Below are 25,725 nucleotides of genomic sequence, written 5' to 3'. Positions count from 1 at the left end.
GCCGGCTTTATATAATTACATCCTTCTTATCTTTGAAGTAAGATCAAGAGGCTTTGCATAATATGGAGCTGTAGTTACAATGAAGTCTACATGTTTTGCATAATCAGAGACCATGCTAAGTTCAATTCCCCCGACTGCTATCTCAAGATGTGGATTCAATGACCGCAGTTCCGGTACAAATGTTTCCAGCTCTTCAGGGCTATAATGGTCAAGTAAAAGTATGTCTGCCACCGGAGCAGCTTCCAGAGCTTCTTCCCTGGTTCTTGGTTCAATCTCAACCTTACGCATTGCCCTGAGATTTACCTGCTTTTCCATGACATCAAGGTGATTCTGTGTGACAAGAATGGAATCACTTAGAGAATTACGGTGATGGTCGCCTCCACCGATCTTTACAGCCTTGAGCTCATATTTCCTGAATCCCGGATGGGTCTTGCGACTTGTTGCCACCATTATATCAGGATTGGACTTTCTTGCAAGCTCAACAGTAAAACGTGTTTTTGATGCAATTGAACAGACCATTGAAAGAAATGTCTGTGATATTCTCCATAGTTTGAAAATGGTAGGGAGATCTCCCTGAGCTTCAAAAATAACATCATTCGGATTAAACTCATCCCCATTTGAAACCATGTTCACGACTTCAAGACCATTTTTCCTGTAGAAAGCCGCAAGGTCATCCATACAGGCAGCAACACCATGTTCCCTTGATTTTATACGAATCCGGCCATTGCCTTCAATCTCAAGAAACTCAGTAGTCTCATCTCCATATGGACAATCTTCTGCAAGGTAAAGGTCAAAAAAGTCTATCATTTTGTCACCTGCATGAGTAATAGTGTGGATGATTCATAACTATTGCTATTTTTGTGCTACAACTAAAATCAAAAACTCACATCCCACTTTCGATATAAATATATAGACTCCCTCTCATTTTGAATATACATTACAATTTCTTTGATATTAAATACTCAGATCAAATCGGGTGAAATCAGGCAAAAGGATGTGCATGCAATGTTTAAGAAAAAGATAGAATTGATAATCGTATTTTTGGTAATAACTGGAGCGTGCACATTAGTTGCAAGTGCAGACCAAACCAACGATTCTGACAAATACACTTTCCAGAATTACGGTGGCGAAGTTTACACACCTGAACCGATGGAGTTTGGGGCTAATTTGAATGACAACGAGAAGGAAACTTTAGAGAATGGAACTGAAAGGAAACATTTACTGCTCCAGTTTTACGAAATTCCAGGTGAAGTACAGTTTGAATTGTTAGAATTATATGGCCTTCATGTTTTAAGTTACGCCGGCTCCGAAGCATATGTGTTTTCAATGCCAGAAGATTATACTGCTGCTGACCTGCCGGGTAATGTAGGACTGAGATGGATGGGAGAAATTCCAGTGGAAAACAAGTATCAATATTATGGTACGGACGTTCCATATTATGCAAAGATGGAAGATGGGAATGTAAAATTAGCTGTTTTCTTTTATGAAGATGTAACTTCACAAGCTTCAATAAACATAATACAAAAATACACAGATAATTTCTCAGCTCCTTCCAAACTAAGACCGTGGTATTATGAAACAATTACCAATGAAACAAATATATCTTTAATTGTCAAGGAAGATGCTGTTCAACAAATCGGATACTATGGCTCTGAACCTGTGCCGGAGTATGGTAGGGATTTTGTAGACAATGAAGAAACAGAAGAATATGAGTATTATATTGTAGATGAACAAGAAAATAACAGTCAGGAAACTGCTGAAAACATCAATGATTCGGAAGAGAAAGAAACTCCCGGCTTCACAGCAACCATTGCAATCATGGTTTTTGCATTAATCAGCATTTTATTTAAAAGGGAGTGAGGAATAATGCAACCTGAAAAATCTGTAGGCACAAGGTCAACTCAAATAATAATCACGTTCTTAGTTTTAATCTCATGCACACTAGTTGCAAGTGCAGACCAAACCAAGGATTCAGACAAATACACTTTTACGAACTATGGTGGAGAAGTTTACACACCTGAACCGATGGAGTTTGGGGCTAATCTGAATGGAAATGAGAGTGTCACATTAAAAAATGGAACAGAAAGAAAGCACGTATATTTACAATTCTATTCAATTCCAAATGACAGTCAAAGAAGTTTTTTAAAAAACTATAGTGTTGTTTTTGTAAAATATTCTGGAGCTTATTCATATGTATTTTCAATGCCAGCAGATTATACTGCTGCTGACCTGCCAGATAATGTAGGACTTCGCTGGATGGGAGAAATTCCAGTGGAAAACAAGTATGATAAAAGCTATGGATTGAACGTCCCGAATTATGCAAAAATGGAAGATGGAAATGTAAAGCTAGCAATCCATTTTTATGAAGATGTAAAATCACAGGATTCAGAAAATATAGTAAAAAAGTACTCGGACAATTTCTCAACTCCTCTAAATGGAAAACCATGGTTTTATAGGGCAATAATTAATGAAGCTAATATCACTTTTGTTGCCAGTGAAGATGCTGTCAATAAAATAGCTTATTATGGCTCCGAAGTTGTGTCAGACTATAACAATGATTTTGTAGACTATGAAATGATTACTGAAGAAGATGTAGATGGCCCTATGCCTGTTGCTGAACAGGAAACTGTTGAAAACATCAATGATTCGGAAGGAAAAGAGTCTCCCGGTTTCACAGCAACTATTACAATCATGGTTTTTGCTTTGATTACCATTTTTAGTAAAAAGAAAGACTAAAAAAGAAAATAAAAGGAGGAATCAGTCCTCCAGTGTGGAAATGTCTCCGGGGTCCTGGCCAAGTTCCTGAGCCTTGAGGAGACGTCTCATTATTTTTCCGCTTCGGGTCTTTGGCAGGGATTCCACGAACTCGATCTCAGATGGAATGGCTATCGGACCGAGGTTCATTCTTACGTGGTAGACAAGTTCCAGTTTGAGTTTATCGCTGGCATTGTAGCCCATGCGTAGAATGATGAAAGCCTTGATAGAATCTCCCTTGAGTGGGTCTGGTTTTCCGATAACTGCTGCTTCTGCAACAGCTTCATGGGAAACGAGGGCACTTTCAACTTCTGCACTCCCTATGTTGTGACCGGCAACGATCAGGACATCATCGGAACGTCCAAGGATCATAATGTATCCGTCTTCATCTTTTACAGCAAGGTCACCGGCTGCGTAGTAGTTCTTAACGGTACTCCAGTACTGGCGATACCTCTCATCGTTGTTGTAAACCGTCCTCATCATGGAAGGCCATGGTTCCTTAATAACAAGGATACCACCTGTTCCGGCTGGAACCGGTTCTCCATTCTCATCAACGACATCTGCAATGATACCCGGAACCGGACGACCTGCAAAACCTGGTTTCATCGGTTCACCGACAGTTGTTGTGAGCATGTGCATTCCGGTCTCAGTCTGCCACCACGTATCAAGTATCGGACACTTTTCCTTACCGATTACACGATAGTACCACTCAAACGCCTCCGGGTTGAGTGGTTCACCTACAGAACCCAGTATTCTCAGTGAACTGAGGTTGTATTTTTCTGGCCACTCCTCACCCATTCTCATAAACATTCTGATAGCAGTCGGTGCTGTGTAGAAGATAGTGACATCAAATTCCTCTATCATGCTCCACCAGACACCAGGGTCTGGATAATCAGGAGTTGTTTCGGATATCAGGATAGTTGCTCCCATGGCAAGTGGACCATATACAATGTAACTGTGGCCTGTGATCCATCCCGGGTCTGCCGTACACCACATGACATCGCTCTCCTGGAGGTCGAACATGTTCTTTGTAGTATAATATGTACCAACCATGTAACCGCCGCATGCGTGAACGATTCCCTTTGCAGGACCTGTTGTACCACTGGTGTACAGGATGAACAGCGGATCCTCGGAATCCATTACCTCAGGCTCACATTCCTTTTCCACATCTTCCATTATTTCATAGAAATCGACCTCAATCTCAGAGAAAAGTTCCATCTGAGGTGTCATTCTCCTTAGAACAACAATCTTCTCTACACTGGAAGCATTAACAACAGCCTCATCTACAAGAGTCTTGAGGTCAATCCTCTTTCCACGCCTAAGACTTGCATCAGCAGTAATGACAATCTTTGCCTGTGCATCCTTGATTCTGGAGTGAAGCGCATTTGCACCGAATCCGCCAAATACAACACTGTGTACGGCACCGATACGTGCACATGCGAGCATTGCAATAATCTGCTCCGGGACAAACGGCATGTAAATACAAACCCTGTCACCCTTCTCTACCCCAAGGGACTTGAGACCGTTTGCAAATCTCATAACCTCACGGTAAAGCTGGCGATATGTGAGAATCTCTTCCTTGCCATCATCACCTACCCAGATGATAGCTACCTTGTTCCTTTTACCGTTCATCACATGCCTGTCAAGACAGTTGTGAGTGATATTCATTTTAGCATTGGTAAACCATTTTGCATATGGGTGGTCCCATTCTCTGACCTTATCCCATTTCTCAAACCATTCCAGTTCTTCAGCAACGTTTTCCCAGTGTTTTTCAGGATCTTTAAGGAATTCATTGTAAGCAGTTTCATAATCGCCTATCCATGAATTTTCTTTTACGGAAGGATCAGGAAGATAGCTTTTCCCATCCAATTTGACATCAAAATTTTCAGACATGTTTACTCCATTTATAACTAATAATCATTATGTTTCTTTTGTGACCCCGATTAATCTCAGAGTCTTGAACCAATACCTGCAGAGCAACCGTCTCATGTCATTTTGAAAAACAAACAAAGGTTCTTATGGAACCCCGGGACATGAAAGGGACCGCATTGAAAGAGCAAACTAAGTTTAGTCACTCCTCAATCATCATGTATAATCATGATAATACTATATACCTATTTTGGTCTCCAGACAGATACCATGTAATAAAAACAACCACAATAGTATGAAAAAATATGAGAGACCACGTAGACTAACAGGAGAAAAACAATATCAAAACCTAAATTCAGACAGAATTATCTCTGGATGAAATCAAGATCAGAACTAAAAAAGAGAAAAGAATTATGATGAAAGTGCCAGAATTGCTTCTGCCAGATCACCGTTTGCAGCCTTCAAAGCTTCAAGAGCCTTTTCCTGCGAAACGCCCGCCTGCTCAGCAACCATTCTCACATCATCATCAGGAATTTGCAATTCCCTGGCGACTTCTTCCGGAGTACCGACTACCTGGTAAGTATCTACACCCTGAGCATTCATGATGGAGACATTTGCATCGTTAAAAACAATATCCTTTTCAGGAGTCCTGATAATAACCTGCTCAACATCATCGATCTCAGTGATGTTTATACCCATCTGTTTCATCATCTGCTTAACTTTTGCAGGGTTCATTCCCCTGCCACCTATTCCCGGAAACATGTAATCACCTTATATGAAATTATTTTGAATTATTAAATTAACCAGATAAATCTTGCTTAGCAGCAACCGCCGCCACAGGATGAAGTGTTACAGCCGCCACCATTCTGGTTGTCGATGATAAAGCCCTTACCGGAAGGACCATCTACATAATCGATCTTTGCTTCTGAAAGACCATCTGCATCGTCCTTGTTCATGACGATCTTAAGTCCTTTGTCCTCAACTACAAGGTCATGTTCTTCGCTGATATCGTCCTCAAGTGACATTCCATACTGCACACCGCAGCAGCTCATGCCTGCAACAAATACTCTAAGAGCGAGACCTTCTTTACCCTGTTCTTCAAGCAGTGCTTTTAATTCGACTGCTGCATTGTCAGTTATTTCTACCATTGTTGATTCCTCATTATTTATTTGAAATTGATACAAGGTGACTACCGGGTAATCCCTTATATGTGTTTTTGATATATAAGTATATTCGTATTTGTACGAACATTCTGGCCGCCTGTAAAACTTAGAACTCAGACGAATTCTACGTCGTCATCAACCGGATTTCTCAGAACTTCCCCGCTTGAAGCATTGATCTCCACTGAGTTTCTCTGGCCTTTGACTTCCCATACAGGTACATAGACAAGTTCTACACTAAGGTTAATATCTGATGCTGCTGGCTTAAACCTTTTGTGTTCAGAGATTATTGCATCGCCCTTAGTATCATCAAAACGCAGGTCACGTGTATATTCCTCAATAATATCATCAAGCAATTTCTTAGTAGTTTCATCCTCTGTAGTCACAGGCATCTTGACATCATATTCCACATTTGGAACTGTAACTGTCTTCTGTACATTCTGAAGGTTCATCTTTTCCTGATTACCGTTCAGTGCATTAACATATCCGGAACCGTCTCCTGAGATATCTATAATCTTGGAACGGTAACGGTGTTCCACATTAAGAGAGTAATCATACATCCAGAAAGGTACAAACTTCAATATTGCCGTATTGGCACCACGGATGTGCGGAGCAGCCAGGGAATAAGCCTTGTCAACGGATATATTCACCGGCGGTGAGTGAAGGCTCATTACAATGGGTTCTTCTATTGCCGGAGTTGCCGGAGCTGCAAGGGTTTCATGAGAAAGTTCCATCTCTGGTTTTGCCTCCGGTTCCTCAAATGCTTCAGATACATAAGACCATTCAGGAGCTAATTCTACCTCTGCAGCAGCACGAGGGCGATAATACCTGACTTCCATAGGAGCGTCGTCCGGGACAATAACAGGCCTCTGCGGGCGTGAAGCCAGAGATTCATCAAGAACCTTTTCATCAACATGTGGAGAAGAACCGGTTCCAAATATTGCGTTGATAGCTTCCTTTGCAACCTCATCAACACTGCTGGAAGCAGGTTTCTTAGCACATAATACATCCAGAAGTTCAAGTTCATTAGTTGTACCTTCCATATCTGCAAGTATTGCCCTGCCAATCCTTGTAGCCACATCATCACGTGTCCACACGGTTACACCGATATCACGTGCATTGATTAAGAATGACTCACTGACATCGCTTGCCAGTATGTAAAGACCCTGTCCCTCTGCCACCTGGCTTTTGAAATCCCTGATGTCATCAAGGTCAGGATTGTATGAAAGTTTAAAAAATGTCTTTGTGCCGTCTTTTTCGGCTATAAGGTCATATCTGAATGAATCGGACATATCATAGCCCGCTGATGTGAAGATATCCCTCAATATTCGCACTAGTTTCTGTTTCATTATGATCATTATCCTTTTTACAGGTTAACTAAAATAGCTTTCTGTGAATAAAAACATAAAGGTAAAAAAGACCCTGAAAAGGGTCGATATCATAGGACACGGGTAGTTGTTTCAAGTTCAATTCCTTTATTTGTTACCATATAGGAAATTGTCCTGTTAGGAACCAGCATCCCACGCATTTTCCTTATCATAATAGTCCTTTCAATTTCACTGCCACGTTCCTTTATCCTGAACTCAATTACACCGTCACAAATGTGACGCAGGGTATTCTCTGTAATAGAGTCATGCATCCCGCTTGTCATCAGAATAAGGTGGATTGCACCGGTTGCCTTTCCAATGGAAGAAATCATCTCAATAACTTCCACAACGTTGTTAAGGTCATAAGCTCTCAGGAAATATGATATAGAGTCCACAACACCGCGGTATTTCTGTTCTCTTGGCTGTTTGGCGGCTGTTTTAAGAAGAGTCATGGAATCTATTCCCTTTTTAAGGAATTCCTTTGCAGACAGTTCACTTGTGAACTCTTTTGGAAGAACACCGTAGAATCTAGGAAGATATGCATCCACAAATTGCAAATGGCCATCCTCTACAAATTTCTCTACATCCCATTTCATGTCCTCCATCTCATGGACTATTTCCTGGGCAGGGTGCTCTGAAGTAAAATAGAAAACATCTTCATTGTTCAGAAGACCACCATAAACAAACTGCTGGGCAAACATTTCGGAATTTGCCCCGGGCTCTGCAAGAATGAGAATAGTTGTTCCCGGAGGAACTCCTCCTCCAAGCTGTACGTCAAGTCCGGCTATACCTGTAGGGATTCTGAATCCACCTGTACCATCAAAACTGTAATCCATAGTTTGACCCCTGATAATAAAAATATTTAGATATAATTTGCAATGAATTATATTAATACAGATAGATAATAGTATTTTATAGTATATAGCAATTAGTGGTGGACATGATAAATCTCGATGATCTGAAATATGACAATGGTCTCATCCAGGCCATCGCACAGGACAGTAATACTAAAGAAGTACTTATGTGCGCCTTTATGAACAGGGAAGCACTTGAGAAAACAATCGAGACTGGCATTGCCCATTACTGGAGCCGCAGCAGGCAAAGTCTCTGGAAAAAGGGAGAAAGCTCAGGTCACACTCAGAAAATCATAGAGATACGTATAGATTGCGACATGGATGCCATACTTATGCTTGTTGAGCAAGCAGGAGGAGCATGTCACACCGGATTCAGGTCATGCTTTTACAGGACTATTGATGGAAAAGAAATTGGGGAGAAAGTTTTCGAACCGGAAGACGTTTACTGAATTTTTATTCATCATTAACTGCTGACACAAACAGCGTTTACACTTTTTTTCTGTCGCCTGAAACATGATAGCGAAACATGGCGGCAATAATATTATAATAGAATCAGCAGCTTATCTGTAATTATGGAAAAGTGTTCACAGAACAGACAAATAATTGTTCCCGATACCAGTGCAGTCATAGACGGGATCCTTACCGGAAGGATACGTGATGAGGGACTTCTGGATGTAGATATTTATGTACCTGAAGCTGTCATGGCTGAGCTGGAAGCCCAGGCAAACCGTGGACTTGAGATCGGATACAAAGGTCTTGAGGAAGTACAGGAACTCCAGAAATTCGCTGAAAGCGGCGATATAGGATTATTTTTCACAGGCATCCGACCTAATTCGGATCAGGTTAAACTTGCAAAGGGCGGAGAGATAGATGCCCTCATAAGAGAAACAGCAGTTGGTCTTAATGCAAAATTTGTTACAGGAGACAGAGTCCAGTCACTTGTTGCAAAAGCAAAGGGACTCGATGTGGATTTTGTTAAGCCTCCAATGGAGGAATTCGGACCACTTCTTGTTGATGAATTTTTCACACCTGACACAATGTCTGTCCACCTGAAACACAAAGTCAGTCCAATGGCAAAAAGAGGCTCCATTGGAAATGTGCAGTATATGAAGATAAGGGAGGAAACTTGCACATATCAGGAACTGAAAATGATTTCCAGGGAATTACTTGACAGGGCACGCTCTGACCAGGAATCATTCACTGAAATGTCATTCAGCGGTGCAACGGTATTGCAGATCAGGAACATGAGGATTGCTATTTCCACACCTCCTTTTTCAGACGATGTGGAGATTACAATCGTAAGACCTATTGCATCAGTTTCACTGGAAGAGTATCGTCTTAGTGATGTACTCAAAGAAAGGATAAGAAGCCAGAGAGGAATTCTCATAGCAGGACCGCCTGGTGCAGGTAAGTCCACCTTTGCAGCAGGAGTTGCAATCTACCTTAAAGACAAGGGATTTGTGGTTAAGACAATGGAATCCCCTCGTGACCTGCAGGTTCCGGGGGAGATCACCCAATACGCACCTCTTGACGGAAGTCTTGAGAACACCGCAGATGTACTTCTGCTTGTGCGTCCTGATTACACCATATATGATGAGGTGCGCAAGACAAAGGATTTCGAGACTTTTGCCGACATGAGACTTGCAGGTGTAGGCATGCTGGGAGTTGTTCATGCAAACCGCGCAGTAGACGCTATCCAGAGACTTATCGGCAGAGTGGAACTTGGTGTTATTCCCCAGGTTGTTGATACGGTTATTTTTATTGACAAGGGTGAAATTGCAAAAGTACAGATCCTTGAATTCACAGTAAAGGTTCCTGCCGGAATGATGGAACAGGATCTTGCACGTCCTGTAATTCTTGTTTCTGATCTTGAAACCGGAAAAAGCGAGTTTGAGATCTACACCTACGGTGAGCAGGTTGTAGTCATGCCGCTTGGGGGCGAACAACAGAGAAGTCCTTCATGGAAACTGGCTGAAGGAGAAGTTGAGGATTATATCAGCAACTATGCAAATGGTCCGATAGAAGTGGAAATGGTCTCAGACAACCGCGCCTTTGTGCGTGTAAGGGACAAGGATCTCCCAAGAGTTATCGGAAAAGGTGGAAAGACCATCGACGAGATAGAAAGGTCATTGGGAATTCATATTGATGTACGCAAGTTTGAGGATGGAGAGGAACGCAAAGTTCGCGATAAAAAGGAACACCACCCGATAATAGAGCGCAGCAGAAAGCATGTGATTTTAAATGTGCCTGAGGCCGCATCAAAGGATGTTGAAGTATACGCAGGTGAAGGATTCATGTTCTCAGCAACTGTAGGCAGGCATGGAGATATCAAAGTGCGGGCGGATTCAGAGATCGCACATGATATTATGTATGCTTTGCAGGAAGGAGAAGTTCTCTGGGTAAAAGAAATATGATGAAACTTCATCATAGTTCTTCTTTTTTAATGATTTCTTTTTTTGTCGTTTTGAAATAAATTAACTGTCATTTTTTGAGTTCAAAACCTATTTATATGCAAAAATAATTAATTTTTAATTAGAATGGATATAGATATAAAACGAGGCTATGAGATCCTACCGGACAATAATATCATATTCGGGATCAGAATCATCAATAATACAGACATTATTATTTCTGACGTGCAGGTAATCCTTGATTACAATGAATCGGTTTTCGAGTTGCAGGAAGACAGAGTACTGAAACTGGGCGACATACAGCCTACAATTGCCCGGACTGCAAAATTCACACTTAAACCAGGTGCATGTATCCACGATGAGAAAATCGAAGCCAGCATAATATATCGTGACACTAAGCAGGAAAAGCACATGGTAGCCATGCAGGCAAAGGATGTACATTGCATCTGCCCATTCCTGCGTCCAAAACAAATTGCAAAAAACCAGTTCCTCCAGTTATCGGCCTCATGGCATTATGTTGACATGGGAATTAATTTTGAAGGTATCAGAGCAGAACAACTAATCTCATTCCTGATGCAGACCTGTGCAAGAAATCTTTATGCAGTAGACGGATACACAATTTCAGGAACAAATGTGCTGCATTTTTCGAGTCAGGCAGGCGAAAATACCCATTACCTGTTCACAGCCCTGATTAAAGAAAATGAAGGACTCACACAGGTGATGTTCAGGGCAGCTTCTGACAGGAAGTCAGGATTAGATGGTTTTCTCAATGAAATCGTTTCAGAGCTCAAACATCTTGTTAGTTCAGTAAATTCTGCAAAAGATATTGGCTTCATCAAAAATGAACTAGTATCCACTATAATAGATACTGTGGTTCCGAGAAAAATTCCAACGGATAAAAGAAATTCTTCAATGAATATCCAGAGAACAGGAATGCAAAAGAGACTTTCAGGCACTCTGAGAGAAGATGAACATAATATCCGAAAGCCTGAAGATGTTGACGTTGCGAAAATGTATGAATCGTATTTAAAAGAAGTAAAAAAGAAGCCTAAAATGAAAGTCGCTGAAACTGCAGATTCAACTGCTTCTTATCCCAGGGAACTTTTTACTTCCGAAAGAGAACTCAGAACCATTCACAGCACTGCCCCAACCAGAAAAGAGAAAAATGATGTAAAGAAACCAGAAAGATCTAAGAAAAAAATACTGAGACAGGCACTGATCATTACTTTTGTTTTCTTACTTGCCGTGCTTCTGATACAAAATACAGGATTAAAAGAGAGAATCGCAGGTGAATATGTTACTTCGTCATCCGAGTCTGCAGAGAATGTTGTTATAATTATGTTCAATGCTGTGAATGCAGGTGATTTTACCACTGCTTTCAAACTATGCGAAGGACAGGAATTCCTTGTACCTGCAAGCGTACAGATGATATTCAACAACAATGGAATAGAAGCAGGTGGTATCAAAGAGTTCAATATCGTGTCAACAACGGTTGAAGATGACCTTGCGGTAATTGAAAGTAATTGTACTGCTGTCACCTTTAATATCATGGGCAATGAAAATGAACCGGAGATTATTGATGTATATTTCCAGTTACAGAAAAGCGGAGCAGACTGGGTAATTAAAGGAATAGCATTTGACCAGCCTTATGAGATAGAAACAGCTACGTATGCTGAAATTAATTAGTGAATAAAGGTAGCATTTACTCATACAGCTCTAATCCTTCCCCAAAACCACAGCTTTATTAGGAAACATCTTTGGCCTGTCCAAAACCACAAACCCAGCCTTGCTGGCAATATCAAGCATCTCATCAAATGCCTGTTTTGAAACGTGCATCGGCGGCTCAACTATAAGAATTCTGCCATCTTTTCTGACCAGAGAAGCCAGTTCCCTGAAGAAACTCTCCTGATCCGGCAGTTCGTGGACAACGTAGAAAAGAAATACAAAGTCAAACTCCCCGGATACACCAATTCTCTCACTTTCGCATTTGTGAAGCTCTATATTCAGTTCTTCCCCGGACAAACTGATTTTCTCTTTTACCTTCTGAAGCATGTCTTCCTAAAGATCAACTGCCACTACACGCCCGCTTTTTCCGACCATCCGACCCATATCCATTGTGAAGAATCCCGGACCGCAGCCTATTTCCAGAACTTCCATACTTTCCCTGACATAGGGACCGAGTATCTTCAGAGGGTTCTGCAGCCATCTGCGAATCCTGTTATCGAGGCTGCCGGACTTTTCTACAGGACATACATTGGTGTTGTCGTGGGACATGTGAGGGTGCTCTTTTGGAGTGATTATGAGTGCAGTTTTGCGACAATTTCAAGGATTTATTATAATGTAAAGTTGGCATTCTCATCATAAATAGTCTTGCTATAGAGATTTGGTTGCAGAGGGCATGAAAATGGTCGGCAGGCTCTGCAGGTGTATTTGATAGGTGACCACAAAAGTGCTATATAGAATGTGGTCACCCATTTATATATGCATATTGAAAAGAGAAAACAGGGAAACAATACGAAATACTACCTGTCTCACTCCTACCGTGTCGGAAAAAAGACGAGAAAGATACGGCATTACCTGGGCCTGAACCTGACTGAAGAGAAGATTGAGGAGCGCAGGGAGGAAGCTGAAAAAGAGATAATGCAGCAAATGCAGGCTAAGACCGACCTGCTGAAGTTCTCGCTTACGAAAAAAGAGATCGAGAAGCTCAACGAGTACGACAAGGATGTGGAAATAGTTCACCTTGATGTGGACGGCTGGAAGGCATTCACGGAGAAATTCGTGTTCAATACCAATGCTATTGAGGGGTCGAGTGTTACTCCTGAAGAGGTGCATGACCTGCTACGGCATAATGAGGATGCCACCAACTCGGATGAGATGGAGGCTCTGAATGTTGCAAAGGCTGTGGAGTTCATACAAAATACGGATGAAGAGCTGTCACTGGAGCTTATTACCAGGCTTCACAGGATATGCTTTGAAGGTTCCAAGAGCTTTGCCGGAAAGCTCAGGGATGTTGAGGTTGTGATCCGCAATGCCTATGGGGAGATCGTGCACCAGGGCATCCCGAAGGAGGAGATCAAAAGAGAACTAGAGGACATGGCCGGTTGGTACAGGGATAATTCGGATGAGCTTAAACCCCTTGTTCTTGCCGCCCTGATCCACAACCAGTTCGAGTACATCCACCCCTTTGAGGACGGCAACGGCAGGGTTGGCAGGCTACTGCTGAACTATGTGCTACTGAAAAACGGATATCCTCCTATCAATATACTGTTCGAAGACAGGGGCAGGTATTACTATTGCCTACAGCAGTATTCCAAAAAGAACAGCCTCGAAGAAACATTGGAGTTTCTGGTTGAGCAGTATCGGAAGGGGATGGAGTGAATGGGTGACTACAAATTTGATTGGGTTTTGTGGTCACCCAACTATAAGCCTCGCAGTTTCTCTTAATAAATGAGCAGGCATTGGATACTTTAGTTTCCATATAAAACTGATAGGTTTTTCACCTTCATGACTTACGTATTCCACCGGTCCCAAGAAATAATAAGGTTGAGCTAAAGAATTGATCTTTTTGTTTATCCTTACAAAAAGAAGGATTGTTTGACCCATATTTTTGTGATTGATGTATCTCTGTGCTGTTTTCGAATCAACTCTGGTTGATGCCTGGCTTTGCCAATGGAAGAGTGTTTCGTTAATTGCATAATCATTGTACATCGTAGTTGGAGAATAATCCTTTTCATTCTTGTTTAAAGTAATGAAAAATACATCTGTCTTTTTATCCATTATAGGCAGCACACCAGATTGCACGGTGTGATTATTCTGTAAATCAAAATAACCAAGTCCAGCGAGAGCCTCTGCTTGCGTATATTTGGAATGCAAACTCAAAGATGAAACGTACGGCAATATTAGTTCAGGAGAAATGGCTTTTATGATGCTCTTTTTGTATTCTAAAAGCATGATTATTTCATCATAGATTACAGGATTATCTAGCAACTTAGAAAACGCATCGTTTAATGAAGCAAACTCTTCTTTATTCCAAATAGTTAGAATAAACATTGTTAGATGGTATCTTTCTTTTTCAGAGAGTGTTGCTTCTTCTATATTATTCACATTTAGATGCCTGAGAACACAATCAATATAATTGCTATCATCTATATGTTGGATTCTTCTCAAGCCACTAGTTAATTTCTCTTCATCAGGTTCATTGAAATTATCAATGATTCCAGCTTCTGCTAGCCCTCTTGACCAGCACATCTTTTTGTAGATATCATCGAGATCTAGATTATAGTAGTTTATGAAATTCTCAAAAGATAGTTCCATTCCCGTGTCGGCAACAAAGCTAGAAATTCTCTTCACAATTGTTTGTCGTCTTAGATTGAGAACATGACTAATGTTATCTAAAATATATTCTTTAGATTTCCTTTCTAATTCTATGTTACAACCGGCAGGCAAGTGAGGGAATCCTTGCTCGATTTCTAAAGCGATATCTTGACCTATATTTTCAATCAATGCTTTGAACTTCAAATCAAATCTATAGTTTTTGTTTGCTTGTCCCACGAAATCCAATACAGTTAAACAGTCTTTATCATCACTTAACCGAAGTCCACGTCCTAATTGTTGCAAAAATATTGTTAAACTTTCAGTTGGACGTAAAAAGAGGACTGTGTCTATTTCTGGAATATCAACTCCTTCATTGTATAAATCTACAACGAAAATGAAGTTAATCTCTTTATTCAACAACCGTTTTTGAACAGAGCTTCTTGCATCTTTACTAGAATCTGAAGTCAGATACTCACTTGGAATGTTATTTTTATTGAATATCTCAGACATGTATTTTGCATGTGCTTTTGAAACACAGAAACCTAGACCTTTAGCATTTCTGATATCCAAAACTGTGTCAATGGTTTTTTCACAAATTAGTTTTGCACGGTTTTCATCTGCAGTGTAAAGTTCGCTGAGTTCACTTTGAACATAACCACCACGTTGCCACTTTAAAGTAGAATAATCAACACTATCAGTAATACCGAAATATTGGAAAGGACACAACAACTTTCTGTCTATTGCATCTGGTAAACGAATCTCTGCAGTTATGTGATTATCAAAGAACTTCTTAACATCCAAATTATCAGTACGTTCTGGAGTTGCAGTTAAACCCAAGAGGCAGCTTGGATTTACATGTACTAAAAGTGTTTTGTAGCTTGGAGCCGCTGCATGATGGAACTCATCTACTACAATATAATCAAAATATTCAGATTCTAAAAGAGTATGAATTTCTTTTGAATTGTATGTTTGAATTGATGCAAATATTTGTTCCGTATTTGAAGGAATATTCCCACCAAACATCATATCCCCAAAATTGTGATCTCTTAGAACCATTCTAAATGTGTACAGAGATTGTTTCAATATCTCTTCCCTATGTGCTATGAACAATAAGCGCGGTTCTCTTTTGTGGCTTGCAAAAAATTCCTGCCTGAATTTCTTGAAATCAAAGGCTGCAATCATAGTTTTTCCAGTGCCCGTTGCAGCTACAATTAAGTGTTTGTTTCTACGCAGTTGACGTTCTGCCCATATTGATTCGAGTATTTCTTTTTGGAATGGATATGGCGTTAAATCAAAATTTGGCATCACAAAGTCAGTATTATTATCGTGTTTTTCTGCTTGTAATGCTTTTATCAATCTCGACTTGTTATCTTTTTTATAGGTCTCAAATTCCCTATCATTCCAATATGTATCAAAAGTAGCTTTTATTTTAGCCCATTGAAATGGCTGTTCATATTGACTTATTTTTATGTTCCATTCTAATCCATCTGTTAATGCTGCATTAGAGATGTTAGAAGAACCAATATATGCAGAAGAAAAACCAGTTTGTCTTTCAAATAAGTAGGCTTTTGCATGCAATCTCGTTCGTCTAGTATCATAACTGACTTTCAAGGTTGTGTTTGGCAAAGTTTCTAGAAACTCAATTGCCTTTGAATCCGTTGCACCCATATAACTTGTTGTTATAACTCTTAATTCACTTCCTTTTCTTGAAGTGAACTCTTTTAGTTCTTCTAGGAGTATTCTAATGCCACTCCATTTTATGAATGAACAAAGAATATCCACTCTATCAGATGACAAAATCTCTTTTTTAAGTTGAGAAACTAGGGAAGGATCCTGTCTTGTGCCTGTTAGTAATGCGCCTAAAGAAAGGGGAGTATCAGGACGTGAGAAATCAACACTCAGATTCTCATCTAAAACAGCCATGAGTTTTTCAGCAGATTCTGAAACATCTAAACCTTGGGTTTCAATATCATAACGATTCAAAATATCTAGTATTTCGTTGCATAACTCAATCTGTTTATCAATCTTTGTTTTTCCACCTTTATCACTTTTGATCTCAGATAAAGCATGAGAAAGGACTCGATACAGATATTGTGCCAAATAATCGTTGCTATCAGAATCATTTAGTCGAGATAAATGTTTGTGCTTGTCATCAATATTGAATAAGTTTTCAGAAAGAAATTTGTTCACAATATGTTCATACAATCCTGATTTCATAGCACCCACGTTCACAATCAATATTTGTTAAGAAAATGGAGTTAAGAATATATTAATAAATTGCTTTTGAAAGAGAGTCTTACAAAAATCACATACCAAATCCTAATATACACTCCCAAACAATTTACAGCTCAGGAGAATCTTATCATGAAAGTATCCATTATTGGTTCAGGCTATGTCGGGTCAGTCTCAGCCGCTTGTTTTGCAGAACTCGGGCATGAAGTCATCTGCATTGACATTGACGAAGAGAAAGTAAAACAGATCAATGCAGGAATTGCACCTATCTGGGAAGAGGGACTGGATGAACTGCTGGGGAAGTATAGCCAGAAGACACTCATTGCCACATCGGATTATGATTATGCTGTTGAGAACTCCGATGCTTCATTTATCTGCGTGGGGACGCCATCAGGAGAAGATGGGAGCATTGACCTCTCAATAGTCAAAGCTGCAAGTGCCAGCCTTGGGAAAGCAATTGCAAAGAAAGATCACTATCATGTAGTGGTTGTAAAGAGCACAGTCGTGCCTGAAACAACCGAGAAGGTCGTACTTCCGATAGTAGAAGAGTACTCGGGCAAAAAGGCAGGAAAAGACTTTGGTGTTGTAATGAACCCGGAGTTCCTCAGGGAAGGCAAGGCTGTCTATGACTTCATGCATCCTGACAAGGTCGTGGTCGGTGCAATCGATGAGAGATCCTCTTTTGTCGTATCTGAGCTCTATCGCAAGCTGGAATGCGAGATTACTCACACCAATCCAAGGACAGCAGAGATGATTAAATACGTCAACAACTCTTTCCTGGCAACCAAGATATCCTTTGCCAACGAAGTAGGAAACATCTGCAAGCAGCTTGGCATTGACACATACGAAGTCATGGATGCCGTGGGAACTGACTTCAGAATAGAGCGCCAGTTTCTCAACTGCGGTGCAGGATTTGGCGGCTCATGCTTCCCTAAGGATGTGAAAGCACTCATCGGCAAAGCAAACCAGATCGGATACGCACCAGAACTTCTCCAATCTGTTGTTGATGTAAATAACAGGCAGCCCCTAAAGATGATCGAACTCCTTCAGGAAAAGATTGGTGAGCTAAAGAACAAGAGAATAACCGTACTTGGTCTGGCCTTCAAGAACGACACCGATGACATCAGGGAATCAAGATCCATTCCGGTTATTGATAAACTGCTGGAACTTGGAGCTGATGTCGCTGCATACGACCCGATGGCTGAGGAAGGTATGAAAAAACTCTTCCATGATGTTGCGTACTGTAAAAGCCCTGTAGAAGCTCTTCAGGAGGCAGATGGATGCCTTATTATGACAGAATGGAACGAATTCAGAAATCTGGATCAGGAATTTGCTGCCATGGCAAACAGAGTTGTCATTGACGGCAGGAAGCTTATCAATCCTGAGAAACTCAGCACCGAGATCGACTACGAAGGCATCTGCTGGTAAGTCGGGACACTAATATCCGGTGAGAATATGACCGAGACATTCACCCTTGGAATCGGTGAAAGGAGGAACATCAGCAAAAGTTTCCTCGGAAACATTATAGATATGATGTACTGCGGAATGTCTTCAGAGAACACCTTTTCCATGGGACTTCTTTTTTCAAAAGGTTACCAGGGACATGCCCTGAACCTTTATTATCCTAGAAAATCGTCATCTATCGTATTGAACAAGCAAAAATACTACGTTGTTGATGTAAATTCGGAATATATAACTCTTCAATTATCCAACTAAAATCAAAGATTTTTAATACTTTAAGTAAAAAGGACTGCTCTGTTGGTGCAGACCATGAAAAACGATAATCAGGTAAAAGACGATATCAACGGCAGGTTACACTCTCTTGACCAGACCGTCAGAAGTGTGGAAAAACGACTTCGTGCAGTGGAACGAAGACTCTCTGTTGACGTACCCGTGGAAGACTACATACCGGAGTACGAGACTAATTTGGAGGAAGCACTTGAGAGCACAATGACCGAGGTCATCTCAATACGTGCCGAGATGAATAATCTCATTCTAAATAATTCCCGGAATCACGAATATGACATACTGTTACAGGAACTCAACTCTGAGATAACCAGCCTTAATTCACAAATCACAGAGCTGCGGGAAGAGAATATCAAACTCTCAGAGCAGGTCATGATGAAAGACAACTCGGAAACCGAGGAAATTCAAACTCTCTCAGTGGATATCAGGAATGAGATTTCACAACTGAATATGCGTCTGGAAAAAGCTGAGAACCACAACCGCATCAATATAGGTTCTGTGAAAGTGCCGGTTGAACTTTCAGGAATTGTGGGAGCCGCAATTCTGGCACTTACAGGATTCCTCATCATGAACGGACAATGGGACATCATAAGGTCTGCTTATTTCTCATTCGGCATTGCCCTTGTATTTGCTGTTGCAGTTCTTATGAAGTTCTATCTGGTCAACAGCAAAACAGCATGAAAAATTTATCAGGGACAGAATTCTAAAACTCTAAAATTTTAAAAAAATAAAGAATGAGAAAACCAGATCGATTTTCTCACACTTTTTTTACTTTCAGGAAATAATCGTTACTATAATCCAGATAGCCTTCCTGCATTACCTTGACAGAAAGGTAACCTTCTGTCTTACCTTGTGGAAGTGAAATGCCCAGGAACCTGTACTGGAACTCACCGTCGGCATCTGTAATTCCACCTGCCGCTTTTTCTCCTGACGGACCCCACACAACGACATTAGCATCGCCTATCGGCCTTCCATCTTTGTCAAAGACATTGACAGTAAGGTATGGTGAATCCCCAGTCCCCCCAGTTAAATTAAAACTGCTGCAATTAGAAGATGCAAACATAGTATCGGGAACAAAAGGTGTGCTTGTTACGGCCGAGAGAATAGTATAGATACCTATCATACCGATGATCGTGAGGACAACAATTCTTATTGGAAGGCCTACGGATGCAGATTCATCATCTAACATAAGAATCAGAAAAATAAAAAGATGTCAGGATCATGAAGTCCTGACTATCATTACAGCATCTTTTTTTTCGAAATCGTAGAAACCATCAGTCGAAATACTGAGATCCATGGTCCCTTCATTCTGGTTCGGACCAAGGCTGATGGGTGAACCACCACTACTTGAGTCCGTGCTGAGGAGGCACTTTCCGTTATCATCCGTGGTATTGGTGGCCACACCACCAAGTCCACGAAGTACTACATTGGCAGCTCTTACAGGATAGCCGTCAGGATCGGTCACAGATATCGCCACATCAATTGCAAATGGGGAACCTGCCGTAGCCGAATCAACTATTACGGTGTTACCGGAAGTCATACTTGAAGTTTGTTCACCGGCTTCATCGATATTTACAGACATATTTTTAGTTGGAGGAGGGATAATCGCTACAAGCGCCGCAAGGGCAACCATACCAACCACCAACATGACTACTATATTGATAGGAAGCTCAATGGCCCTATCATCATTAAACAGTTTTTCAATCTTTGGCAAAAAATCACCGAATGCTAACAAAAGAACATTGAATATAAATTTATTGATTTGTTTTTGATTTTTATGTTGTTATGTGAATAATTAAAAGCAGAAGTATAATCAATCCTACAGACTCCATAAAACAAACATTTATGCTATTTTTCACATTGTTGCTCAAAGGAGTTATCTATAATTTCTTAAATTTTTCAATAAGCCTGCTTTTCGTTTCAGCATCCTGTAAGGTAAGAAACTTACTGGCATACTTGTGCGCGTTAACATTATAAGCTAATGTTTTCTGCAATTACAGTTCATCAAGGGATACGAACTGATCTTTTTCTTCAAGGCGCTGGTACATGCAGATCATGAATTCATTTTTGTCAACAGCATCCATCAGGCGTGATAGTATATCGCCATACTTCTCGCATTTTTTACCATAAGTTTTCAGTCTGTCTCTTACTGCCTTTGTGATTGGTATTGTTGTTCTGTTCGTTACATTTCCCCCTTATTTCAAAAAAACAAAAAATCCATAATGCGTTAATAACGAGATATAGTAACGAGCATCATGATTCAAACCATGAAAACAGAAATCAAATGATTGCATCACAGTTTTCAATTTTCAATTTTTATTCAGTACTTTCAATCTTTCTAATTTCTACTTTATCTATATTTAAATTAAATGAATTAGCATCTTCTTTGCATTTGTTTTTAATATTTTCACAGTGGATTACTGTAAGTACAGATTCCCAATTAATACGTTTAAAAAAAACATCTTGAGAAACATAATAATCAATATCATCAAGGAAAGAATCAATCCAATAATAGTATTCCCACCCTAATCTTGAAAATAAGCTTCTTAGCTTCATATCAACGCTAATGTTAATTTTTACTTCAAACGCATCAAATCTAAGAAGGTTGTTGTCATCGATACCTAAGTAATATTGTTCAAAACCTCGAGGAAGAGAGTTATTACAACCATCAAAATGAATATCCATTGATATTTTAAGTCTCTGAGTGTCGATTTCAATTGCGGAGTCAGTCGGCTTCTTCAATTTACTATTTAATGGTAAAACCAATTCAAACTTGTCATAATATACACCATTGCCATAAACCGTTATCACTTCACCTTCGAATTCACTTCTGTCCTCTTCTTCATCTACAAACGCAGATCTTTCTGCCATTGGACGTGAAAATAAATCTAAAAATTTGTTACTTAAAAGTACTTCAGGAATATCTACTCGTCCATACTTTTTCAAATTGGCTTCTTCTAAATATTTATGTTCAAAATAATCTGTTAAATGGATTGACAGTCTTTTTAATAGATAGTATTGTGTGGCCTCTACAATTAATCTTGCAGACTTATTATTTTGTATTAGATTTTCATCCGAAAAATGCAGGTCACTGAGCTTATCTCTTTTCCACTGGTTTTCTAATGCAAGATTTTCATTAAAGGCAGATTCGAAGTACCATTGAATGTCCTCTGAGAAATCATATCTCGATACCTCAACTAACGTATTTTCTTCCTTATCATACAAAATGAAAGCACAGAATTCATGCTCTTTACGAGAACCATTTAGCAATTTGTAGAAAAGATACACTAGTGATACAATACATAATAACAACCCAAAAATTATTGTAGATTAGGGTGACAGGTTTATGGAATCTACGAATTGACTAGAGATCAAATTAATTCCAAAAGCCAATACTATTGTGGTTACAATTAATTTAAGAATAGAGTCATAACTGTTGCTAATGTCTTGAATGATAGAACGTGTTTTTTTAGTCATGATAAACAAACTCGCCTAAATCCTACATACTTTATAAATAAAGCAATATTAAAACTTTGTTTTTTATATGCAGCATCAAAAAATCAAATGATTGTTTAGCAAGGGTTAATGGAAATTCTAAACAACAAAATCCCACATCGTTACATTCATGTACCAAAACCCTTCTTTAATTTCACATGAAGAAGATCGTTATCATCGATTACGGGCTTGGCAACCTCAGAAGTGTTCGCAAGGGGCTGGAACACGCAGGTGCAGACGTAATCATTTCAAGTGACCCTGAAGAGATAAAAAATGCGGATGGTGTAATTCTTCCGGGTGTCGGTGCTTTCAGGGATGCGATGAAGAACGTGGAAGTTCTAAGAAGCACCATTGACGAATATGTTGAATCAGGAAAGCCAATGCTCGGTATCTGCCTTGGCCAGCAGATGATGCTTAGCACATCTGAAGAGGGAGGAGTAACAGAAGGCCTTGACCTTGTAAAAGGTCAGGTACTCAGATTCCCACACTCTGAACTTAAAGTTCCTCACATGGGATGGAACTCAATAAAAATTACACAGGAACACCCTATTTTTGATGGAATACCTGAAGGCTCATTCGTTTATTTTGTACACTCATACTATGTGGACACATCAGACAGGAACACGCTTATTTCATGCGAATACGGTACAGAATTTGCAGCCGCTATTGTCAATGATGCAGGAAATGTAATCGGAACCCAGTTCCATCCTGAGAAGAGCGGCGACACAGGCCTTAAAATACTGAAGAACTTTGTTGCTATGTGCTAAGGGATGAGAATATGGATATTGAAGGCTACGCAAAAAGAGGGCTCAGTAATAACGTACCTGACCTTGAAGATAAGCTGACTGCCAGAATTCTGGAAGTCAAGAAAACAAATCCTGAACATGCACGTAAACTTGCACAGGCAACCATCACAGAGGCAAAAGCAACCCTTGTCCTGAAAGGTGATGTACTCGAACCCACCGTATCCGGTGTTACAATGGGAGAATTCGGTGTCGGATCCAGGGGTCTCGGGGATTTCTACACCCATGAGAAGATAGCCGAGGTAATCGGCAAGACAAAAGCGGTCGTGGACACCACACATCTTGATGACTCGGGAGTTGTGAAATCCGAAGGAGGAGAATATGTCATCCTCACAGTTGACGGAATGCACTCCAGACTTAGCGATTATTCATTCCTTGCAGGATTCCACGTTGCAAGGGCAGCACTACGTGATGTCTATGTCATGGGTGCAAGACCTGTGGCAATGCTTTCAGATATTCACGTTGCAGATGACGGAGATGTTGGCAAGGTCTTTGACCACATTGCAGGTATCACTGCGGTGGCCGACCTGTCAAATATTCCACTTATTACAGGCAGCACCTTAAGAATCGGTGGCGACATGGTCATCGGGGAGCGCATGACCGGAGGAGTCGGTGCTGTTGGTGTTTCAACTGACCTCACATCCCGTGAACAGACACAGGTAGGAGATGTCATCCTCATGACAGAAGGAGCAGGTGGTGGAACAATATCCACAACTGCGCTCTACTATGAGATGCATGAAATCGTTGATGAGACCATCAACATTAAATTCCTCGAAGCATGCGAGAAACTTCTGGATTCAGGTCTTGTAAAACACATTCATGCAATGACAGATGTCACAAACGGTGGAATCCGGGGAGATGCAAAAGAAATATCCAGAACAGCATGTGTCAAGCTCATTTTTGAAGAAAAGGAAATGAGAAAACTTGTCAACCCTAAGGTTCTTGATATGCTCGAGTCACTGGAAATCGACTACCTTGGAGTTTCCCTTGATGCACTGCTCATCATTGCACCGGAAGAATATGCTGAAGATATCATGAAGACCATCAGAAGCGCAGATGTCGATATTTCAGTTATTGGAAAAGTCGTAGAAGGGACCGGCGCAGAAGTCATAATTGACGGAGAAGCAAGAGACTTTACACCACGTTTCAGGGAATCAGCATACACGCCTATCAAGAAGATGATAGGTGATGAAAATCCACGTGACTTTGATGAAATGAAAAAAGCCATTGATACAGCAGCCCTCAATGCAATTGAGAAGAAACGCCGCGTTGTTGAAATGGTTAAAAGAAAGTAGAAAGGATTTCCTTTCTACCTAAAATTTGAACCTCAAAAATCCACATTCAATATTTCTGCATATTGTGTTTAATCTTGTCCGACACCAATCTGATTTTCAGATTCTGATTCATCTTTTAATTTCTCGACAACAAGCACAACACCGTCCTTTTCAAGTATCGTTACCTTGTCATCTTTTTCAATAACATCTGATGAGCGTGCTTTCCAATGCTGCCCCCTATGGAGAACATATCCAGTCTGACCGTTCCCAATAGGTTCAAGTGCAAGAGCCATGTCACCGATAAGTTCACCAAATAGTGGTTTTTTTCGCCTAACCTCAAATACCTTGTAAATGATGAACACGAAGAAAAGCCCGATCAATATTGTCGGTGTCGCCACAGATATTATCAGTGTCCGCTGGAATTCAGCCGGAGTATAGTTATTTGGAAAATCAGTGGGAACCAGCAATATGCTGCCTGCAATTATACACACAAGACCCGCAATTCCGAAGACCCCAAAACCCGGAGCCTGGAATTCAAGTACAAGCAGTGCCACACCGGCAACAACCAGAAACAGAGCACCGATATCCACATCAAAGCCTGTTCCGATAAGTCCGAGTGCAATAGCTATTACACCGAATAGTTCAGCACCAAAACCCGGATGTGAGATTCCAAGTATGATGGCATAAACACCAAGGAGCAGAAGCATCGAGGATACAATCGGATTGGAGATAATACCCATAAAAGCCAGTCTCAGAGATGGTTCATAATAAGTGATATCCGCACCGTTTGTGTCAAGAACTTTATCTTTTACTTCAACACCATCAAGCTGTGACATCAAATCATCAATATCTGATGCAACATACTCAATAACCCCATACTCAAGAGCTGTTTGGGCATCAAGATTCAGGTTCTCTGTTATGAATTTCCCGGCAGCAGTCTCATTACGACCATGCATTTTTGCATTTTCGGTTGTCCTCTTGACAATCGCATTGATTATCTTGCCTTCCTCTACAGGTTCACTTCCGCTTGCAGTGACAGTAACAGGCTGTGCAGAACCTATAATAGTATAAGGTGCCATCGCAGCAATGTCAGTGCTGATGAGTATCAAAGTACCGGCAGACCATGCTTTTGTGCCTTCAGGATAAACATATCCAATAACTGGGACATCAGTTGCAGCAATCTGCTCCATTATGGAAAGTGTTTCGTCAAGATTGCCGCCTGGTGTGTTGAGAGTGATGACAAGAGCCTCATAGTTGTCATTTTCTGCAAAAGCAATAGCATCTGCTAAAACATCATCCGTCACAGGAGTGATAGAATCAGATATATCCACCACCAGAACCTTCTGCTGTTCCGCAGCACATGCATTGCCTGAAAAAACAGATAAGAGCAACGTTAAAAAAAGAAAAGTGCTCAGGTATGACCGGCACTTATGTAACATAATT

At 40.5% G+C, this 25,725-nt stretch carries 24 protein-coding genes; 11 read left to right on the top strand and 13 right to left on the bottom strand.

Translation table 11 applies throughout. From position 1 onward, the window contains the following. Positions 1-15 precede the first annotated feature (15 nt). Positions 16-807: a nicotinate-nucleotide pyrophosphorylase gene (locus V7O61_RS00390; protein ID WP_407283079.1), complete on the bottom strand. Its 792-nt coding sequence runs from the start codon at positions 805-807 to the stop codon at positions 16-18. A 198-nt stretch (positions 808-1,005) separates the two neighbouring features. Between V7O61_RS00390 and V7O61_RS00385 the strand changes: the two genes are divergently transcribed. Continuing rightward, positions 1,006-1,860, top strand: coding sequence for a hypothetical protein (locus tag V7O61_RS00385; protein ID WP_407283080.1), 855 nt, complete (start codon positions 1,006-1,008; stop codon positions 1,858-1,860). 6 nt (positions 1,861-1,866) lie between these two features. Continuing rightward, positions 1,867-2,736: a hypothetical protein gene (locus V7O61_RS00380; RefSeq protein WP_407283081.1), complete on the top strand. Its 870-nt coding sequence runs from the start codon at positions 1,867-1,869 to the stop codon at positions 2,734-2,736. A 21-nt stretch (positions 2,737-2,757) separates the two neighbouring features. On the opposite strand, the gene acs is transcribed toward V7O61_RS00380, so the two are convergent. The 5 genes from acs to V7O61_RS00355 form a co-directional block, all read right to left on the bottom strand. Next, complete coding sequence (gene acs / locus V7O61_RS00375; RefSeq protein ID WP_407283082.1) at positions 2,758-4,647, bottom strand: acetate--CoA ligase; 1,890 nt, start codon at positions 4,645-4,647, stop codon at positions 2,758-2,760. A gap of 387 nt (positions 4,648-5,034) precedes the next feature. Beyond that, positions 5,035-5,385, bottom strand: coding sequence for a nascent polypeptide-associated complex protein (locus V7O61_RS00370; RefSeq protein WP_407283083.1), 351 nt, complete (start codon positions 5,383-5,385; stop codon positions 5,035-5,037). A 56-nt stretch (positions 5,386-5,441) separates the two neighbouring features. Further along, positions 5,442-5,771: an iron-sulfur cluster assembly accessory protein gene (locus V7O61_RS00365; RefSeq protein ID WP_023845063.1), complete on the bottom strand. Its 330-nt coding sequence runs from the start codon at positions 5,769-5,771 to the stop codon at positions 5,442-5,444. A 128-nt stretch (positions 5,772-5,899) separates the two neighbouring features. Then, positions 5,900-7,075 (bottom strand): hypothetical protein, encoded by a 1,176-nt coding sequence (locus tag V7O61_RS00360; protein WP_407347425.1) that lies wholly within the window; start codon positions 7,073-7,075, stop codon positions 5,900-5,902. Positions 7,076-7,221: 146 nt separating this feature from the next. Next, on the bottom strand, positions 7,222-7,986 hold the full coding sequence (locus tag V7O61_RS00355; RefSeq protein WP_023845065.1) for an ATPase domain-containing protein: 765 nt from the start codon (positions 7,984-7,986) through the stop codon (positions 7,222-7,224). Between the two features lie 104 nt (positions 7,987-8,090). On the opposite strand from V7O61_RS00355, the gene hisI reads away from it, so the two are divergent. The 3 genes from hisI (at position 8,091) to V7O61_RS00340 (ending at position 12,101) form a co-directional block, all read left to right on the top strand. After that, positions 8,091-8,453 carry a phosphoribosyl-AMP cyclohydrolase gene (gene hisI / locus V7O61_RS00350; RefSeq protein WP_407283085.1) on the top strand — a complete coding sequence of 121 codons (363 nt, stop codon included), beginning with the start codon at positions 8,091-8,093 and terminating at the stop codon, positions 8,451-8,453. Positions 8,454-8,576: 123 nt separating this feature from the next. Then, a complete protein-coding gene (locus V7O61_RS00345; protein WP_288068967.1) occupies positions 8,577-10,418 on the top strand; it encodes a PINc/VapC family ATPase in 1,842 nt (613 codons plus the stop codon). A gap of 123 nt (positions 10,419-10,541) precedes the next feature. Next, positions 10,542-12,101, top strand: coding sequence for a hypothetical protein (locus V7O61_RS00340; RefSeq protein ID WP_407283086.1), 1,560 nt, complete (start codon positions 10,542-10,544; stop codon positions 12,099-12,101). 30 nt (positions 12,102-12,131) lie between these two features. Here the strand turns inward: V7O61_RS00340 and V7O61_RS00335 are convergent, their stop codons facing one another. Beyond that, positions 12,132-12,467 (bottom strand): class I SAM-dependent methyltransferase, encoded by a 336-nt coding sequence (locus V7O61_RS00335; protein WP_407283087.1) that lies wholly within the window; start codon positions 12,465-12,467, stop codon positions 12,132-12,134. A 6-nt stretch (positions 12,468-12,473) separates the two neighbouring features. Beyond that, positions 12,474-12,689, bottom strand: a complete 216-nt coding sequence (locus V7O61_RS00330; protein WP_407283088.1) for a hypothetical protein — start codon at positions 12,687-12,689, stop codon at positions 12,474-12,476. 207 nt (positions 12,690-12,896) lie between these two features. On the opposite strand from V7O61_RS00330, the gene V7O61_RS00325 reads away from it, so the two are divergent. After that, complete coding sequence (locus V7O61_RS00325) at positions 12,897-13,796, top strand: Fic family protein (RefSeq protein WP_407283089.1); 900 nt, start codon at positions 12,897-12,899, stop codon at positions 13,794-13,796. A gap of 33 nt (positions 13,797-13,829) precedes the next feature. On the opposite strand, the gene V7O61_RS00320 is transcribed toward V7O61_RS00325, so the two are convergent. Further along, a complete protein-coding gene (locus tag V7O61_RS00320; protein ID WP_407283090.1) occupies positions 13,830-16,949 on the bottom strand; it encodes a DUF3427 domain-containing protein in 3,120 nt (1,039 codons plus the stop codon). A gap of 147 nt (positions 16,950-17,096) precedes the next feature. Here V7O61_RS00320 and V7O61_RS00315 point away from each other — a divergent pair, with 147 nt between their 5' ends. Genes V7O61_RS00315 through V7O61_RS00305 form a run of 3 tightly spaced genes read left to right on the top strand, consistent with a single transcriptional unit; the run spans position 17,097 to position 19,391 of the window. Next, entirely contained in the window at positions 17,097-18,392 is a 1,296-nt protein-coding gene (locus tag V7O61_RS00315) for a UDP-glucose dehydrogenase family protein (RefSeq protein ID WP_407283091.1), read from the top strand. A 27-nt stretch (positions 18,393-18,419) separates the two neighbouring features. Then, complete coding sequence (locus tag V7O61_RS00310) at positions 18,420-18,680, top strand: hypothetical protein (RefSeq protein ID WP_023845073.1); 261 nt, start codon at positions 18,420-18,422, stop codon at positions 18,678-18,680. Between the two features lie 54 nt (positions 18,681-18,734). Next, entirely contained in the window at positions 18,735-19,391 is a 657-nt protein-coding gene (locus tag V7O61_RS00305) for a hypothetical protein (protein WP_023845074.1), read from the top strand. Between the two features lie 76 nt (positions 19,392-19,467). On the opposite strand, the gene V7O61_RS00300 is transcribed toward V7O61_RS00305, so the two are convergent. The 3 genes from V7O61_RS00300 to V7O61_RS00290 all read right to left on the bottom strand — a co-directional run bounded on the left by V7O61_RS00300 (position 19,468) and on the right by V7O61_RS00290 (position 21,935). After that, the gene (locus V7O61_RS00300) at positions 19,468-19,899 is read right to left on the bottom strand and encodes a carboxypeptidase-like regulatory domain-containing protein (protein WP_023845075.1); all 432 of its coding nucleotides are present in this window, start codon (positions 19,897-19,899) and stop codon (positions 19,468-19,470) included. 30 nt (positions 19,900-19,929) lie between these two features. Then, on the bottom strand, positions 19,930-20,424 hold the full coding sequence (locus V7O61_RS00295) for a carboxypeptidase regulatory-like domain-containing protein (RefSeq protein WP_245596088.1): 495 nt from the start codon (positions 20,422-20,424) through the stop codon (positions 19,930-19,932). 602 nt (positions 20,425-21,026) lie between these two features. Beyond that, the gene (locus V7O61_RS00290; RefSeq protein ID WP_407283092.1) at positions 21,027-21,935 is read right to left on the bottom strand and encodes a hypothetical protein; all 909 of its coding nucleotides are present in this window, start codon (positions 21,933-21,935) and stop codon (positions 21,027-21,029) included. A 428-nt stretch (positions 21,936-22,363) separates the two neighbouring features. On the opposite strand from V7O61_RS00290, the gene hisH reads away from it, so the two are divergent. Together hisH and V7O61_RS00280 are read left to right on the top strand one after the other, a co-directional pair. Further along, positions 22,364-22,972 carry an imidazole glycerol phosphate synthase subunit HisH gene (hisH, locus tag V7O61_RS00285; RefSeq protein WP_407283093.1) on the top strand — a complete coding sequence of 203 codons (609 nt, stop codon included), beginning with the start codon at positions 22,364-22,366 and terminating at the stop codon, positions 22,970-22,972. A gap of 11 nt (positions 22,973-22,983) precedes the next feature. Further along, positions 22,984-24,303, top strand: a complete 1,320-nt coding sequence (locus V7O61_RS00280) for an AIR synthase-related protein (RefSeq protein WP_023845078.1) — start codon at positions 22,984-22,986, stop codon at positions 24,301-24,303. Between the two features lie 68 nt (positions 24,304-24,371). Here the strand turns inward: V7O61_RS00280 and V7O61_RS00275 are convergent, their stop codons facing one another. Then, positions 24,372-25,721: an NfeD family protein gene (locus V7O61_RS00275; RefSeq protein WP_407283094.1), complete on the bottom strand. Its 1,350-nt coding sequence runs from the start codon at positions 25,719-25,721 to the stop codon at positions 24,372-24,374. Positions 25,722-25,725 lie beyond the last annotated feature (4 nt).

Source organism: Methanolobus sp. WCC1 (assembly GCF_045690315.1).
GTDB classification, from domain to species: domain Archaea; phylum Halobacteriota; class Methanosarcinia; order Methanosarcinales; family Methanosarcinaceae; genus Methanolobus; species Methanolobus tindarius.
The sequence above is the reverse complement of the archived record's forward strand: the minus strand, read 5'-3'. Positions and strand labels throughout refer to the sequence as shown.